We start from the raw sequence: 15,448 nt of genomic DNA on the forward strand, positions 1-15,448 counted from the left end.
TTCTGATTCCCTATGCCTAACTTAAAGTGATTTGATTGTGCCTTTTGGTAATACTGCAGTAACTGCGCCTTTTTGCAAATTAATTTCTATACCTTCTGCTGGGCTTACTTTGATGTATTGATCATCCAGGCTCACAACTTTTGCCAAAATCCCTCCGGATGTTACTATTTCATCCCCCTTTTTTAAGCGATTTATCAATTCTCTATGCTCTTTGGCTCTTTTGCTTTGCGGCCTTATTATCATAAAATAAAACAAGACAAAAATCGCAACGATCATAATCAGTGAAAAAGTTCCATCAGTTTGAGCAGCTGGCGCATTTCCTGCTGCAGCTAATGCATCACTAATAAAAAAACTCATAAAATCTCCTCAAATCGGGTATTAATTTCCTGGTTTTCTTTCGAAGATGGTCGATAAACCAATTTCAAAAGATAGTTCTAAGAACTCTTGTATGGATTACCAGCGTGACATCATATAGCGAATTTACTCGAAGGTAAATGAATAGTTAATTACCTTGAACGTAATACGCATTATGTTGAATCAAGAATCTCTGGCATAGCAATGGGGTATTAGCTAACAAATGATGCAGATAAGCTCTTGTCAACTGTGCTGAACAAGTAGGACATGAGCAATTCTCATCAATCAGTTGAAAATTGAAAGCCTGGCTTTCATCCGTTAAATCAACATTCCCTTCGCGGCCGTATACAATGCCCCGCATAGCATTTTTTGCAGGCTCATCCGATTCGATTAAAATCGATTTCTTCCTGTTTAAATCCTCGATTAAATCAGCTCCGATAGGACCAGAGACATAAAGAGGAAATTCAGACCATTTTTGCAATTGACTCAAGAAATCATCATTATATTTTGCTTCACTGAAATTGAAATACACACCATGTTTTCCAGGCACCTGCAAGGTTTCAAGTTGCTTCGCTGACAAAAAAGGTAATATAGTATCATCCCATTGCTCCCATAGCCCGGAAAAACCATTCATAATCGTTTCAGGTAAAAGCACTGCGACAGGCTTAATATGCAAAATCAAATGCACTAACTCTGAGTTAGTTAATTTGATTCGACTTCCGTCATAAGGTGAAATCAATATCACCATCCCGTTTTTATCGGATACAAGGCGGCTTGCATTGAGGATGAGATGACCTGACCACCCTAGATATTTGGTGAAATCAGTAATATTTTTCAATAATGAATATCCTGGCTTTAATAACAATAAATCCAGATAACAAGATGCAATAGTAATCTTAATTTCTTGCCAATTGGCCGCAGTAAGACATAGTCCTGCTTCAGTATTTAAAACAGGAACAAAATTTTGATTTGTACTCAACATCCACTACCCTCTAACTGTAGCCAAAATTATTATATTCCAGAGCACTTTATAACAATAAACTGGCATCTCCATAACTAAAAAAACGATACCTTTTATCGATTGCTTCTTGATAAAGAGCCATACACTCCTGGTGCCCAATAAAAGCCGACACCAACATCACCAGAGTTGATTCAGGCAAATGAAAATTAGTTATTAATCCATCACAAACTTTAAACTGGTAGCCAGGATAAATGAAAATATCGGTATCACGACTACATGGAATTAGCTCTCCTCCCATAGCAGCGCTTTCAAGGCTGCGCAATGCAGTAGTCCCAACAGCAATTACTCTATTTCCCATAGATTTGGCAGCCTTCACTGCAGTGCACAGATCAGGACTAACCGTAAACCACTCACTATGCATTTTATGATCCTGAATGCGTTCACAGCGAACTGGCCTGAATGTTCCTGCCCCTACATGGAGAGTGACATAAGCAATATTAACTCCTCGCGCTCTAATACTGGATAAAACAGCATCATCAAAATGCAATCCTGCTGTAGGCGCAGCAACAGACCCCGCGCACTTGGCATAGACGGTTTGATATCTCTCCTTATCCAGTGATTCATCTTCTCTGGCGATATAAGGTGGTAAAGGAATATGCCCAAGATCATTTAAAAGATCTAAAATATTTTCGCACGCCTTACAAAGAAATAAATCATCCTGCCTTTGTAATACTTCAAGCCGCTTACCAGCATCAAGATAAATGAGATCGTTTGATTTTAATGATTTGCTCGCTTTGATATGGGCCAGGAAAGTAAAATCGCCAGTTATCCTCTCTACTAACAGTTCAACCTTACCGCCAGTGGCTTTGTGGCCGTATAAGCGTGCTGGTATCACTTTGCTGTCATTCATTACCAATAAGTCCCCTGGCTGTAAGAAATCTGCAATTTCCCGGAATTGATAATGGCCATATTCTTCTGTCTGTCGATTATAAATTAAAAGCCGTGAATCACTTCTATTCGCCAGAGGATATTGGGCTATTAATTCGGAAGGCAAATCAAAATAAAAATCTTGCTTATTCATAGAACAACCTAAAAACAAATTGGTGCAATTATACACCGAACTTTAGTCTTAAAATCAATTATCAGGAATTTATTCATTTTATTAGAAAATTAACATCATTTGTTTTTTTTATCTGTTTAAGAGACTACGAGCAAGATCAGCGTACAGAAAATTAAAATCAGTGTGCTTGTTAAATAGGGATAAGCATAACCCTTGTAAGTTCGTTTGCGGTAGATTAGGTCCAGTAATAATACAGGTCCCACTGAAACAGTAGTGAGTAGTATAATAAGTGCTATCGATGTGGAATATGGCTTAAAAGGCATAATCCGCGTCAAAAAAGCTAACACAGCTTGCAATACTTCTCGAATATAATAAATTACCCAGATAAATAAATAATCAAAATTATAAATTAGCCAGGAAGCGATGCCTAAGGGAATGAGTAACTTAGCCCCTCTGATTGCCAAAATTTTTTTAAAGGTTCTAATGAATTCTTGAGAGAAGAAAACCATAATTGTTGCAAATAAAATAACCAAAGCCAAGGTTAAAAGCATTTTAAATCCTATTTTTAATTTTATTTAAAGATATCTTTTTATTGTTTTTCACTTTAACTTATCAATTAACCAAATACTTTTTTATTTTTTCTCTTCCAGCTCTTCCCATCGAGCAAAATATTGATTTAACAATGCCTCTTCCTTGGCTAACAGCTGAGTTACCTCTGAAATAAGCTTGGCATCTTGCTGATAAAATTCAGGTGAGGCCATTTGCGAATGCAGTGCTTCAATTTTTTTCTCTACGGCTTCAATCTGTTGCGGCAACTTCGATAACTCACGTTGTTCATTAAAAGATAAATTTTTGGCTTTCTCTGGGCTGCTCCGTTTTGAAACTGGAGATTTCGTTTGCTGCTCATTTCGTGTTAATTGATGTTTTTTATAATCGTCATAACCACCAACAAATTCATTAAACTTACCATTTCCTTCATAAACCAACACACTGGTTACTACTTGATTAATAAACGCTCTATCATGACTGATTAGTATTAAAGTACCAGGATAATCAGCTAATACAGCTTCAAGAAGTTCCAGAGTTTCTATATCCAAATCATTAGTTGGTTCATCCATTACGAGTAAATTAACCGGTTTGGCAAAAAGTTTTGCCAGTAATAATCTGTTTCTTTCCCCTCCAGACAAGGAAGATACTGGCTGATTAAATCGATCAGAGGAAAATAAAAACTCTTTCAAATAACTGGCAACATGTTTTTGCTTACCATTAATTGTTACATAATCAGCCCCTTCCCCCACATTAAACATGACTGTTTGATCTTCAAGCAAATGTCGGCGTAACTGATCAAAATAGGCTACCTGAAGCCCTGTCCCTAATTTTATAGTTCCAGCATCAGGCTTAATTTCTCCCAGAAGTAATCGAACTAAAGTGGTTTTGCCACAACCATTGGGGCCGATAATCCCAAGCTTGTCTCCTCTTGTCATTAATAAAGAAAAATCTTTTATAATGGGCTTGTCATTAATTGTATAACTCACTTTGTTTGCTTCTACTACAAGAGCACCAGAACGGCTTACATCCAAATTTAAGGATTTCACTGTTCCTAATTGATTACGACGTGCTTTGTACTGCTCTCTCATTGCCTTTAAGGCCCTGACTCTGCCCTCATTACGTGTGCGTCTTGCCTTGATACCTGTACGTATCCAGGCTTCTTCTTCTGCAAGCCGTTTGTCAAACAAATCATTTTGTTTTTGTTCGCTAAGCCTTATCGATTCACGCCTGTCAAGGTAAGCTTCATAATTACAATGGTGTAGATACAATTTTCCACGATCGATTTCAAGGATGCTTGTTGCTATCTGGCTTAAGAATTCCCTGTCGTGAGTTACTACTATTACAGCACCAGAAAAGGATTTTAAATAATTCTCTAGCCATTCAATTGCTTCGACATCCAAGTGGTTGGTAGGTTCATCCAGTAACAATAAATCAGGCTTGGCAAGCAGTGCCGCACCTAATAATACGCGTCGTTTCATACCGCCTGAGAGATTAGACATCTGCTCATGAATATCTATTCCCAATCGGCTTGCCATCGTTTCAATTTCAGGTAATAAATGCCATGCATTCAAGTTGTCCATTCGCTGCTGACATTTGGCCAATTTGTCCATATCTCCTTGTTTCGTAAACTCATGAAACTGGGACAATACTTCCCCTGTTTCACCTAAGCTTTTAACAAGAAAATGGTACACTGACTCTCCCTCAGCACTTGGGACTTCCTGAACTAAACCAGCAATACGCAAGCCGGATGAGCGTTGAATTTGTCCACCATCAAGCACCAACTCGCCTTGTAGTATTTTCAGCAATGTTGATTTTCCAGCGCCATTGCGTCCAACAAGAGCAATTCTATCCTGTGGCTGAATCTGTAAATCTGCACGGTCCAGAATACAATTGCCAGCCAAGATTAAAGAGGCACCGTTAAGGGAAACTATACTCATCAAAACTCTCTATTTAAATAAATCTGTTTGATCTCATTTTATTGAAAACATACAGTCAGTTCACTGTCTTTTTAATATCAATTGTTTGCCCTGCTGAATCATATGAAATTGTGATAGGACATTCATTCCTAATAACACCGTATTATCATCATTTTGCGGGATTATGACCGCTTTGACATTCTGTAAGTGAAACTCTCCAAATGACAAATGTTGCAAACGAGTTAAAAATCCAGTTACCTTGCCATTGGCGGTTTCTATGGTAACAGGATATCGCCCGGTAATTTTTAAATCCTTAGCCAGGCCTTGCGGTATTGCTACCAAAGTAGCGCCAGTATCCACTAAAAACTCTACAGGATATTCATTAATCTTACCTTTTATCCAATAATGTCCTTCATTATCAGCGCTTAATACATACTCGGTACGACTAGCTACAAAAATGGTACTTTCTGGCTTATCGTAATAGTAAAAGAATAAAAACAACCCTATAAAAAATATAATCCAAACAAATAAGAACATCAGACGCCCTGTGCGAGCGTATTGATCATCACTCATGATTATGCGGATTCAGACAAAACCAGAATCCCATCCATTTCAACCTTGGCACCCTTTGGTAATGCGGAGACTTCGATTGCCGCTCTTGCAGGATAAGGCTCTGAAAAATATCGACTCATCGCTTCGTTAATTAAGGGAAAATGACTTAAATCAGTGAGATAGACGTTTAATTTGACAATATTGGCCAGACTACCACCAGCCTCTTCACATACAGCTGATAAATTTTCCAGGACTTGAGTAATTTGTAATTTAATATCATCGCTGCAGATTTGCATTGTTTCAGGATCTAATGGGATCTGCCCTGAAAGAAAAACGATCTCACCACTTTTTATCGCTTGACTGTACGTGCCTATCGCTTTTGGCGCCAATTTTGTATTGATTGGTTGCATTAAATCTCCCCTTGTTTTTTTCGATATAACCGCATAACTACTTTATTTGCCCTTAATCGACGCATGACTCGAGCCAAATGGGTTCTGTCGCGAACACTGATGGAAAAAGTGACCGCATTATGACGACCATCTCTGGGATCCACATTAATATTCCCTATATTAGAGTCTGCTTCTGAAATAGCAGTTGCTAAAGCAGCCAATACACCTCTTTCGTTGGCTACATCTACAGTAATGTCTACCCAATATTCACCCTGAACCTGCTCATCCCAACGCAAAGCAATAAACTGTTCCGGATTACTACGAGTTGTTTTTAGTGTAGTGCAGTCACTGGCATGAACAATAATGCCTCTGCCTTGTTGAAATTTACCAACTATATTATCTCCAGGTATTGGTTGGCAGCATTCACCAAAATGCACAACCATCCCTTCAGTGCCTTTAATAGCCAAAGGTTTTTTATTGCCCTTATCCGATTCATTGGCGTCTTGCGAAACCACCAACCGCTTGGCAATAACCATTGCCATCTGATTACCTATTCCTATGGCATACAATAAGTCATCAACCGTTTTATAGTGTAAATCGCTGAGCAATGCCTGTAATGTTTCCGGAGGCACTTTGGCGTAATCACTGGATAATTCAGCCAAAGATTGCTCCAATAATCGTTTGCCTAAAACAATAGACTCAGCGTGTTGTTGGCTTTTCAGAAAATGACGAATATTTGATCTTGCCTTTCCAGTCACAACAAAATTCAGCCAAGCCGGGTTGGGGTGTGCTCCCGGGGCTGTAATAATCTCTACGGTTTGACCATTGGATAAAGGAATGCTTAAAGGAACCAAACGCCTGTTCACTTTCGCTGCAACACAACTATTTCCCACTCCAGAGTGTACCGTGTAAGCAAAATCCACAGGAGTGGCTCCTTTCGGCAACTCCATAATGTGCCCTTTAGGAGTAAAAACATATACTTCATCAGGAAATAAATCTATTTTAACGTTTTCGATAAATTCAAGAGAACTGCCTGTGCTCCTTTGCATTTCAAGCAAACTTTGAACCCACTCTCTGGCACGAAGTTGAGCTTCATTGACTTCCAATCCGGAAGATTTATAGATCCAGTGCGCTGCTACACCATTATCAGCTACTTTATCCATCTCTCTTGTGCGTATTTGAACCTCAAGAGGAACACCAAAAGGCCCAAACAAAGTGGTATGCAATGACTGATAGCCATTGGCTTTGGGAATTCCGATATAGTCTTTAAAGCGTTGTGGTACAGGCTTATAAGTACAGTGCAAAGCTCCCAAAATTCTATAACAGGAGTCAATGTCTTCTGTAATGATGCGAAATGCAAACACATCCGTAATTTCTGTAAAGGATGCTTTCTTTTGCTTCATTTTTCTATAAATACTATATAAATGCTTTTGCCTGCCAAATACTTGCTCATAGGGAATGTTCAACTGCGATAAGGCGTGTTGCAAATCTTTCTCTATGGTCTGTGTCAACTCTCTTCGATTACCCCGAGATTTTTCAACAGCAGATTTAATTGCCCTGTAACGCATAGGATATAAAGCTTGAAACCCTAAATCCTCAAGGCCGATATAAATAGAATGCATACCCAAACGATTGGCAATAGGGGCATAAATCTCGAGCGTTTCAATTGCAATTCGTCTGCGCTTGGCTGCGGGCATTGATCCTAAAGTGCGCATATTATGTAAGCGATCAGCCAATTTAACGATAATAACGCGAATGTCCTTAACCATAGCCAAAACCATCTTGCGAAAATTTTCCGCTTGAGCTTCGGCCTTTGATTCAAATTTAATTTTGGTGAGTTTGGTGACGCCATCAACAAGGGCAGTGACTTCTTCACCAAATTGATTAACCAGTTCTTCTTTACTTATGGAGGTATCTTCAACGACGTCATGAAGCAGAGTAGCCATGATAGTTTGATAGTCCAGTCTCATTCTTGCCAGAATGAGGGCTGCTGCTACAGGGTGTGTAATATAAGGCTCACCTGAACGACGCATTTGGCCATGGTGTGCTTTTTCAGCCACCAAATAAGCTTGATAACATTTCTCTATTTGCGCCTGCTCAAGGTAGCATTTAAGCTCTTCATCGAGCTCTTTAAAGTAGCTCACGCAGTACTCCCTAGTATCCAACATGGCTATTTATACCTCACATTACTCAAAATACGGTTTTATGCCTCGCCCTTGTTCCCTTTGCTTTGCTTAAATACCATAACTTGATTACCAAGAGGTATATTTTAGAATGGCTAATATTCCCAAGGCAAAGTCAATAACTCATTTTAATCTTCATCCAAAATGTCCGCTGTAACATAACCTTCGGCAATTTCCCTAAGTGCTACTACAGTAGGCTTATCATTTTCCCATTCAACCATGGGTTGATCGCCACGAACTGCAATTTGCCTTGCTCGTTTGGTAGCAACCATAACCAGCTCAAACCGGTTTTTAACATGTTCTAAACAATCTTCAACTGTTACTCGTGCCATAAAATCCACCTCTAGGTTATTAGAACAAATACTAACTCAAATCTTTTATTTTACTGCGATGACAAGAGGAAAGAAAGCAATTTGGCTTGTTTATTTACCTGTTTTTCAATTCGAAGCCTATTGGCAATTACTATCGACTGTAATTCCATTGCCGCCTTTTCAAAATCATCATTAACAATCAGATAATCAAATTCAGGATAATGGCCAAGTTCATCCTGTGCTTTTGTCATTCTCTCACTAATCACATGATCTTTATCTTGTCGCCTGTTCATCAAGCGTTCTTTTAATGCGTCTAAAGAAGGAGGAATGATAAATACACTCACTGCATCCGGATAGGCATGTCTAATTTGCTCCGCTCCTTGCCAATCAATATCAAGAACGACGTCAATTCCAAATTGTAACCGTTTGTTAATTTGAGCAACTGAGGTACCATACCAATGATTAAATACTTTGGCATGCTCAATAAACGCCCCCTCATTCACCATAGAAATAAATTGTTTCTCATCAATGAAAAAATAATCCACCCCTTCTTTTTCTCCAGGTCTCATAGGTCTGGTCGTATGAGAAACTGACACTTCAATCTCACCCACCATTTCAATGAGTTTTTTCACCAAACTTGTTTTCCCTCCTCCGGAGGGTGCTGCAACAATGTATAAATTTCCTGAATTATCACTAACCATATCATTTACTCAAAATTCTGAATTTGTTCACGCATCTGCTCAATCAATACTTTCATTTCAACAGCACATAAAGTTAACTCTGCTGAATCCGATTTTGAGCTTAGGGTATTCGCCTCTCTATTTAATTCTTGCATTAAAAAATCCAGTCTTCTACCCGTCACCTTTTCTGCATTCAAAGTGCGGCTTACTTCCGCTATATGAGTCTCTAACCTGTCCAACTCTTCACTCACATCAAGTTTGGCTAGTAGCAAGGCAATTTCTTGCTCTACACGCGCCTCTGGAACGTCCATTTGCAATTCATGCAAACGCGTAAGTAATTTATCTTTAGTCTTGGCACTCATTGAAACCACAATGCTTTTGGATTTCATTACTTCTTGGCGCAAAGCCTGCAATCGGTCTTCAACATATGCCTTTAATGACCTGCCTTCCCCAGCTCTGACTTCACACAATTTATCGATACTTTTCTGAAATAACTCCAAAGCAATTTGAGACAATTCCTCCATATCCAGCAGATTAGCCTCCACAACGCCTGGCCATGAAAGCACTTGACTGACAGTCATATCATTAGCCAGATGATGAGAAGCAGATAATTTACTGCTTAAATCAAGTAATGCATTAATCGTACCTATATTTATAAGCATAGACCGATTATCACAACTTGTATCCTTGTACTTTAGATGGCACTCCAGTTTACCCCGATGTATCTTATCCCGAAGCAAAGTTCTTAATTCTGCTTCAAGAAATCGAAAGGACTCCGGCAAACGAAAAGAGACATCGAGATAGCGATGGTTAACAGACCTGATTTCCCAACAAAAATCACCTACATCAAACTGCTTTTGTATTCGAGAAAAAGCCGTCATACTATGAATCATAAAGAATACCTACTTTTTAACCTTGCGCGAATATACCTGAAATTAAAAGAATTGCACAGGGATTGCCCATCAATTAATTGCAACAAACTTCTGTATCAGGTCCTGAAAGTCAGGCCTTAAATCAAACTTGAAACTTAAAACAAACTGTTTCTAACGTAAAGAATGGAAACAAATCGAATGGTTTGATTAAAAATATTTTTCAGCAAAAATAGAGAGGAACGTACAAATAGCGTATGTATTTAGGGTGCAACTCAAGTATTAAAGAGTTATACTTGGGCATTTTACAGAGGAGTATCTCTAATGCGTCCCAGTAATCGTGAACATGATCAACTTCGTCCCGTTACAATAACACGTAATTTTACCAATTATGCCGAAGGCTCTGTATTAGTCGAATTTGGTCAGACAAAAGTGATTTGTAACGCATCAATCGTCGAAGGAGTTCCCCGGTTTTTAAAAGGTAAAAACCAAGGGTGGATAACAGCTGAATATGGCATGCTCCCACGTGCAACTCATAGCCGTACCGAAAGGGAAGCCAGTAAAGGTAAGCAAGGTGGCAGAACATTGGAAATTCAACGTCTCATAGGGCGTTCATTGAGAGCATGTATCGATTTAAAGGTTTTGGGCGAAAATACTATTACTCTTGATTGTGATGTTATTCAAGCGGATGGAGGAACCAGAACAGCAGCTATAACTGGCAGTTGTGTGGCTATGCGAGATGCAATTCACTGGATGGTTCAACGTGAAAAAATAAAGAAGATGCCTGCTTTTAATTATGTAGCTGCCGTATCTGTAGGTATTTACAGGGGTCAACCCGTGCTGGATTTGGATTATGCAGAAGATGTTCTTGCTGAAACAGATATGAATGTGGTTATGAATGAACAAGGACATTTTATTGAAGTTCAAGGCACTGCTGAAGATAACTCCTTTAACCGGGAACAACTGAACAGCATGTTGTCATTGGCTGAAATTGGTATTCCTCAATTGATTGAAATCCAAAAAAATGCCTGAGAACAATAGCCCGGCATAAACAGTCGCCCGCTATAGAAATTAATACTTCAAACCTGAGCAAAAGATCTCTGCAGGAATGCTTTGAGCTAACTGAAGAGATCTCATTGCAGTTATTGGCATTGCTATCTCCAAAGTTTTTTGAGGAGTTCTGGAACTTGCCTGTACTCAATTCCTGTAAATACCAACACCGTATTGAAATCTATCTGGACTTGCGCCCCTAATCTCTTTGTTAAATAATGTTTTAAATTTAGTCATTTAATTTATATAAACTTCCTCATTAAAAACATTTTTTGTCTCGACCTTGGGTCTTTTTCACAAGTCATGTGTATTTAAAATAATGACTTGTTCAGGGCAGCCTCATGAGCAGTGTGTTTCGAAATAATATTTTTATTAACCAATTCAGTCAAATGTTGATCCAATGTTTGCATTCCTTTGGCTTGACCAGTTTGAATTGACGAATACATTTGCGCTATCTTATCCTCACGAATTAAATTACGAATAGCCCCCGTACACATCATAATTTCAAGCGCCGCAACCCGACCACCTTTATTCTTTTTTAATAAACTTTGAGCAACGACAGCTTGCAATGATTCAGAAAGCATGGAGCGTACCATCGATTTTTCTTCAGCGGGAAATACATCAATTATCCTGTTTATTGTTTTTGTTGCAGAATTGGTATGCAATGTTCCAAAAACCAAATGCCCGGTTTCTGCTGCAGTCATCGCCAAGCGTATAGTTTCCAAATCGCGTAATTCACCCACCAATATAATATCCGGATCTTCACGTAACGCTGATCTCAAAGCGGCATTAAAGCTCAATGTGTCTTTGTGTACTTCGCGTTGGTTGACCAGACATTTTTTGCTTTGATGAACAAACTCAATGGGATCTTCAACTGTCAAAATATGCTCATAACGACTTGAATTAATATAATCGATGACTGCTGCAAGCGTGGTACTTTTTCCTGATCCAGTTGGGCCAGTAACCAGAACCAGACCCCTGGAAAAACTAGCCATTTCTTTAAAAATTGGGGGCAATCCTAAATCTTCCATGCTAAGAATTTCAGAAGGAATAGTTCTGAAAACAGCAGCGGCACCGCGCGATTGATTGAAAGCATTAACCCTGAACCGTGCCAGATTGGCTATTTCAAAGGAAAAATCTGTTTCAAAAAATTCTTCATATTCTTTTCTTTGCCTGTCATTCATTATGTCATAAATAATCTTAATGACGTCTTTATGCTCTAATGGAGGTAAATTAATTTTGCGTAAATCACCATCAACACGAATCATAGGAGGCATGCCAGCTGAAATATGCAAATCTGATGATTTGTTTTTAACTGAAAATGCCAATAATTCCGCGATATCCATACTCTATAATTCCCGCCAATTTTTTCATTATATATTGTAGATTAACTCATGAAATGATTACCAGCAATCATGGATATCTTTTTGTAGTACCATTACACTTCATGCATAATTAATATTTCTTTTTATAATAAAGCGCCTCATCTTTTGATTAGCCGGGATTAATATGAGCATTAGTCAGAACATAAACAAAGTAAGAGAACTGATAACCCAGACAGAATCATCCAGTAACAGGCAACCGAACAGCGTCTTATTATTGGCTGTTAGTAAAGAACAAAGCCCCGAATTAATCAGAGAAGCATTCCAACAAGGGATAAGACACTTTGGTGAAAACTATTTTCAAGAAGCCCAGGAAAAAATATTGGCATTAAGAGATCTGCCTATCTGTTGGCATTTTATAGGGCCTATCCAAAGTAATAAAACCAAAGGAATAGCGAAATATTTTAATTGGGTTCACAGCATTGACCGAAATAAAACAGCCAAACTTCTTAACCAGTTCAGATCTGAGCAACTACCACCGCTCAATGTCTGTTTACAAATTAATTTGACTGGAGAAACTACAAAATCAGGCATTCCTCCAGAACATGCCATCGACCTTGCTCTCGAAGTAAAGCAATTGCCTAATTTGCAGCTAAGGGGACTGATGACAATCCCTCCTCAGCAAAACAACATGCAAACACAGTACAATTTATTCCTTAAACTCAATCAACTCAAGGAATCCATCAATAAGGCACTTCATTTAAAAATGGATACTTTATCAATGGGTATGAGTGATGATTTGGTTCCGGCAATTAAAGCAGGTTCGACCATAGTTCGAATTGGACGAGCAATTTTTGGCGAACGAAAAGGTAAATTATTATGAATATCAGTTTTATTGGTTATGGGAATATGGCGAAAGCAATTGCCTGCCACTTACAAAAGCAAAATAAATACTCATTGTCAGCTGCCTCACCATCCTTATCTGCGGGCATTAGTAAAGAAAATATTCGCACTCATTACGATAATAAAGAAGTGGCTAAAGACGCAGACGTCATTATATTGGCAGTAAAACCCGCACAAATGCGTGAGGTAGTCAATGAGATTAACCCTTTTATTTCATCAGGTTGCCTTCTAATCTCAGTGGCAGCCGGATTGTCCCTGACCTGGTTTGCCAAATATTGTAAAAAAGGACAAGCGGTCGTAAGAACCATGCCTAATACCCCGGCTATAGTTGGATTTGCAGCAACATCAATGATTGCAAATGAATTTGTAAACGAGAAACAAAAAAAATGGGCAGAACAATTATTTTCAAGCATTGGGATTACTGATTGGGTTAAAGATGAAGAAGACATGGACACCCTGACAGCCCTTTCTGGCAGTGGCCCTGCTTACGTATTTTTGTTTCTTGAAGCGATGATTAATGCAGGGGTCCAATTGGGCCTGGAAGAAACGGTTGCCAAACACTTTGCCATACAGACATTTTCAGGATCGCTTCAATTAGCTCAACATAGCCAGTTAAGTTTGACTGAACTGAGAAAAAAAGTAACTTCTCCGGGAGGTACAACAGCCGCAGCTTTGGAAATCCTGCATGGAGATTTGGATGAGCTCATTTTTTCTGCTATGAAAGCTGCGAAACAAAAAGCTCATGAATTAGGAAAAGTTGAATAACACTTTTGAGTTAACAAAAATTCTATCGCAAGAAGTCCTCTGTTGATTTCTTTTATTTTAATGTCAGTCAGGATTTACAAAAACCCCAAGGTCAAGGCAAAAAATGTTTTTAATGAGGGAATTAAGATAAACTAAACAACTGAACTAAAAATACTTTTTGAGAAAGATATTGGGAACATTCTGTTAGTATTAATTCTTGAACTGTTCAAGCAAACAATCATTGTGGAACAAGGTTTGCTCGCGTTATGATAGAAGGTTAATAAACTGCTTAAGCAATTCATTTCTAAATCATATGAATAAATTTGCTGGCTTTATTGATGAATACAATCTAAAGAGGTAAAACAATGGCTGGTTTAACTGCTGTCGGGTATTTTTTATTATCCTTATTATTTACTATCGTTATTTTCAGTTTGTGGCTTAGAATCGCTATACGTTTTTTTCGTATCAGTACTATTAATCCATTCTCTCAATTAATCCATACCATTACTGATCCTCTAGTGAAACCCTTGTATTGGATTATAAAAAAGCCATTGCAACCAGGACAAAAATACGACTGGATAGCATTTGGAGTTTTAATCCTGGTGGAATTTTTTAAAATAATTTCACTGAGTTTACTGATGTATCATGCAATCATTCCATTTCTCTTTATTTTTCTCTACATACTTGTTGATTTGATAATTCAACCTTGCGAAATATTATTTTTTGCTGTTCTGATTCGAGTAATAATGAGTTATGTTAATCCCAAATGGCAACATCCGCTTGGTGATTTCTTGCGCGTAATAACAACACCAATTTTACGACTAGGCAGAATTATAGTCCCGGACATTTCAGGTTTTGATTTCTCACCCTTTATTATCATGGTGATATTAAAAATTATTACCCTGTTTCTAAGCGCTTCTTTGCCCTGGAAGTTATTATAAAAGCAAAAATAAACAAACAGAACTATACTATTAGTTGATACGGATTAATGGAAAAAGCTATGAAATCGATATTACTTATGAGTTTATTATTGCTAATTATGCCATTCCGTTTAATGAGCGCACAATCTTTGTATTGCCCTCAGAATCATGGTTATATCAATATCGGTATGTCCATGGATCAGGTCATTGCTGCGTGCGGGCAACCACTGAGTAAACAAGAGTCCAATCAGCCTATTTTGCAGAAAATCCCTGTGCAGCAACTAATTTATAATAATCTGGGAAACTCCGATGGCCTGTATTCAGGATCATTAAATGTACCGGAAGGTACCGCTTTTTATGGCGTATGGAATATACCTACAGGTAGTAGCGGCGTGCAATTGGAAGTCGATATTCTCAATAATAAAGTCCAGGATATTCGAGTGAATGGCGGCAATACTAACGCTTTTTCCTTGTGTGGCAACGCAAGCATTCAAATCGGAGATCCTGCCACTAAAGTTTATGGCGCTTGCGGCAGTCCGAACCTGGTCAATAACACGTACATTAACCAAGTGGTTCCTACAGAGACAAAACCACAAATCTGGATTTATAAACCAGGTCCATATCAACCAGCCTTTTCCTTGACTTTTGTCGACGGCAAATTACAATCCATCGGAAATAATTGAGG

The 15,448-nt window shown here is 38.4% G+C and carries 17 protein-coding genes; 5 read left to right on the forward strand and 12 right to left on the reverse strand.

The annotated features are described in order from the left end of the window. Window positions 1-21 precede the first annotated feature (21 nt). From yajC to LPG_RS10095, 11 genes are all read right to left on the reverse strand, one after another. The gene (gene yajC, locus LPG_RS10045; RefSeq protein ID WP_010947718.1) at window positions 22-357 is read right to left on the reverse strand and encodes a preprotein translocase subunit YajC; all 336 of its coding nucleotides are present in this window, start codon (window positions 355-357) and stop codon (window positions 22-24) included. Window positions 358-502: 145 nt separating this feature from the next. Continuing rightward, on the reverse strand, window positions 503-1,336 hold the full coding sequence (locus LPG_RS10050) for a queuine tRNA-ribosyltransferase (protein ID WP_010947719.1): 834 nt from the start codon (window positions 1,334-1,336) through the stop codon (window positions 503-505). Window positions 1,337-1,382: 46 nt separating this feature from the next. Continuing rightward, window positions 1,383-2,396, reverse strand: coding sequence for a tRNA preQ1(34) S-adenosylmethionine ribosyltransferase-isomerase QueA (gene queA, locus LPG_RS10055; RefSeq protein WP_015444343.1), 1,014 nt, complete (start codon window positions 2,394-2,396; stop codon window positions 1,383-1,385). 116 nt (window positions 2,397-2,512) lie between these two features. Further along, the gene (locus LPG_RS10060) at window positions 2,513-2,926 is read right to left on the reverse strand and encodes a hypothetical protein (protein ID WP_010947721.1); all 414 of its coding nucleotides are present in this window, start codon (window positions 2,924-2,926) and stop codon (window positions 2,513-2,515) included. A gap of 81 nt (window positions 2,927-3,007) precedes the next feature. Beyond that, window positions 3,008-4,861 (reverse strand): ATP-binding cassette domain-containing protein, encoded by a 1,854-nt coding sequence (locus tag LPG_RS10065; protein WP_015444342.1) that lies wholly within the window; start codon window positions 4,859-4,861, stop codon window positions 3,008-3,010. Window positions 4,862-4,921: 60 nt separating this feature from the next. Beyond that, window positions 4,922-5,413: a retropepsin-like aspartic protease family protein gene (locus LPG_RS10070; RefSeq protein ID WP_010947723.1), complete on the reverse strand. Its 492-nt coding sequence runs from the start codon at window positions 5,411-5,413 to the stop codon at window positions 4,922-4,924. A 2-nt stretch (window positions 5,414-5,415) separates the two neighbouring features. Next, window positions 5,416-5,802 carry a RidA family protein gene (locus LPG_RS10075; RefSeq protein WP_010947724.1) on the reverse strand — a complete coding sequence of 129 codons (387 nt, stop codon included), beginning with the start codon at window positions 5,800-5,802 and terminating at the stop codon, window positions 5,416-5,418. Then, window positions 5,802-7,925: a bifunctional GTP diphosphokinase/guanosine-3',5'-bis pyrophosphate 3'-pyrophosphohydrolase gene (gene spoT, locus LPG_RS10080; protein WP_011215972.1), complete on the reverse strand. Its 2,124-nt coding sequence runs from the start codon at window positions 7,923-7,925 to the stop codon at window positions 5,802-5,804. The genes LPG_RS10075 and spoT overlap by 1 nt, the downstream gene beginning before the upstream one ends. A 167-nt stretch (window positions 7,926-8,092) precedes the next feature. Further along, window positions 8,093-8,296, reverse strand: coding sequence for a DNA-directed RNA polymerase subunit omega (rpoZ, locus tag LPG_RS10085; RefSeq protein WP_011214258.1), 204 nt, complete (start codon window positions 8,294-8,296; stop codon window positions 8,093-8,095). Window positions 8,297-8,346: 50 nt separating this feature from the next. Beyond that, window positions 8,347-8,976, reverse strand: coding sequence for a guanylate kinase (gene gmk / locus LPG_RS10090; protein WP_010947726.1), 630 nt, complete (start codon window positions 8,974-8,976; stop codon window positions 8,347-8,349). A gap of 5 nt (window positions 8,977-8,981) precedes the next feature. Then, window positions 8,982-9,848 carry a YicC/YloC family endoribonuclease gene (locus tag LPG_RS10095; RefSeq protein WP_010947727.1) on the reverse strand — a complete coding sequence of 289 codons (867 nt, stop codon included), beginning with the start codon at window positions 9,846-9,848 and terminating at the stop codon, window positions 8,982-8,984. A gap of 300 nt (window positions 9,849-10,148) precedes the next feature. On the opposite strand from LPG_RS10095, the gene rph reads away from it, so the two are divergent. Further along, window positions 10,149-10,856 carry a ribonuclease PH gene (gene rph, locus LPG_RS10100; protein ID WP_010947728.1) on the forward strand — a complete coding sequence of 236 codons (708 nt, stop codon included), beginning with the start codon at window positions 10,149-10,151 and terminating at the stop codon, window positions 10,854-10,856. A gap of 329 nt (window positions 10,857-11,185) precedes the next feature. Here rph and LPG_RS10105 read toward each other — a convergent pair whose 3' ends face one another. After that, a complete protein-coding gene (locus LPG_RS10105) occupies window positions 11,186-12,220 on the reverse strand; it encodes a type IV pilus twitching motility protein PilT (protein WP_010947729.1) in 1,035 nt (344 codons plus the stop codon). Between the two features lie 163 nt (window positions 12,221-12,383). Between LPG_RS10105 and LPG_RS10110 the strand changes: the two genes are divergently transcribed. The 4 genes from LPG_RS10110 (at window position 12,384) to LPG_RS10125 (ending at window position 15,446) form a co-directional block, all read left to right on the forward strand. Further along, the gene (locus tag LPG_RS10110) at window positions 12,384-13,079 is read left to right on the forward strand and encodes a YggS family pyridoxal phosphate-dependent enzyme (RefSeq protein ID WP_010947730.1); all 696 of its coding nucleotides are present in this window, start codon (window positions 12,384-12,386) and stop codon (window positions 13,077-13,079) included. After that, complete coding sequence (proC, locus tag LPG_RS10115; protein ID WP_010947731.1) at window positions 13,076-13,864, forward strand: pyrroline-5-carboxylate reductase; 789 nt, start codon at window positions 13,076-13,078, stop codon at window positions 13,862-13,864. Before LPG_RS10110 ends, proC begins: the two co-directional genes overlap by 4 nt. A gap of 344 nt (window positions 13,865-14,208) precedes the next feature. After that, on the forward strand, window positions 14,209-14,784 hold the full coding sequence (locus tag LPG_RS10120; RefSeq protein ID WP_010947732.1) for a YggT family protein: 576 nt from the start codon (window positions 14,209-14,211) through the stop codon (window positions 14,782-14,784). A gap of 59 nt (window positions 14,785-14,843) precedes the next feature. Beyond that, window positions 14,844-15,446, forward strand: coding sequence for a DUF2845 domain-containing protein (locus LPG_RS10125; RefSeq protein WP_011946920.1), 603 nt, complete (start codon window positions 14,844-14,846; stop codon window positions 15,444-15,446). Window positions 15,447-15,448 lie beyond the last annotated feature (2 nt).

This window comes from Legionella pneumophila subsp. pneumophila str. Philadelphia 1 (assembly GCF_000008485.1).
Lineage (GTDB): Bacteria > Pseudomonadota > Gammaproteobacteria > Legionellales > Legionellaceae > Legionella > Legionella pneumophila.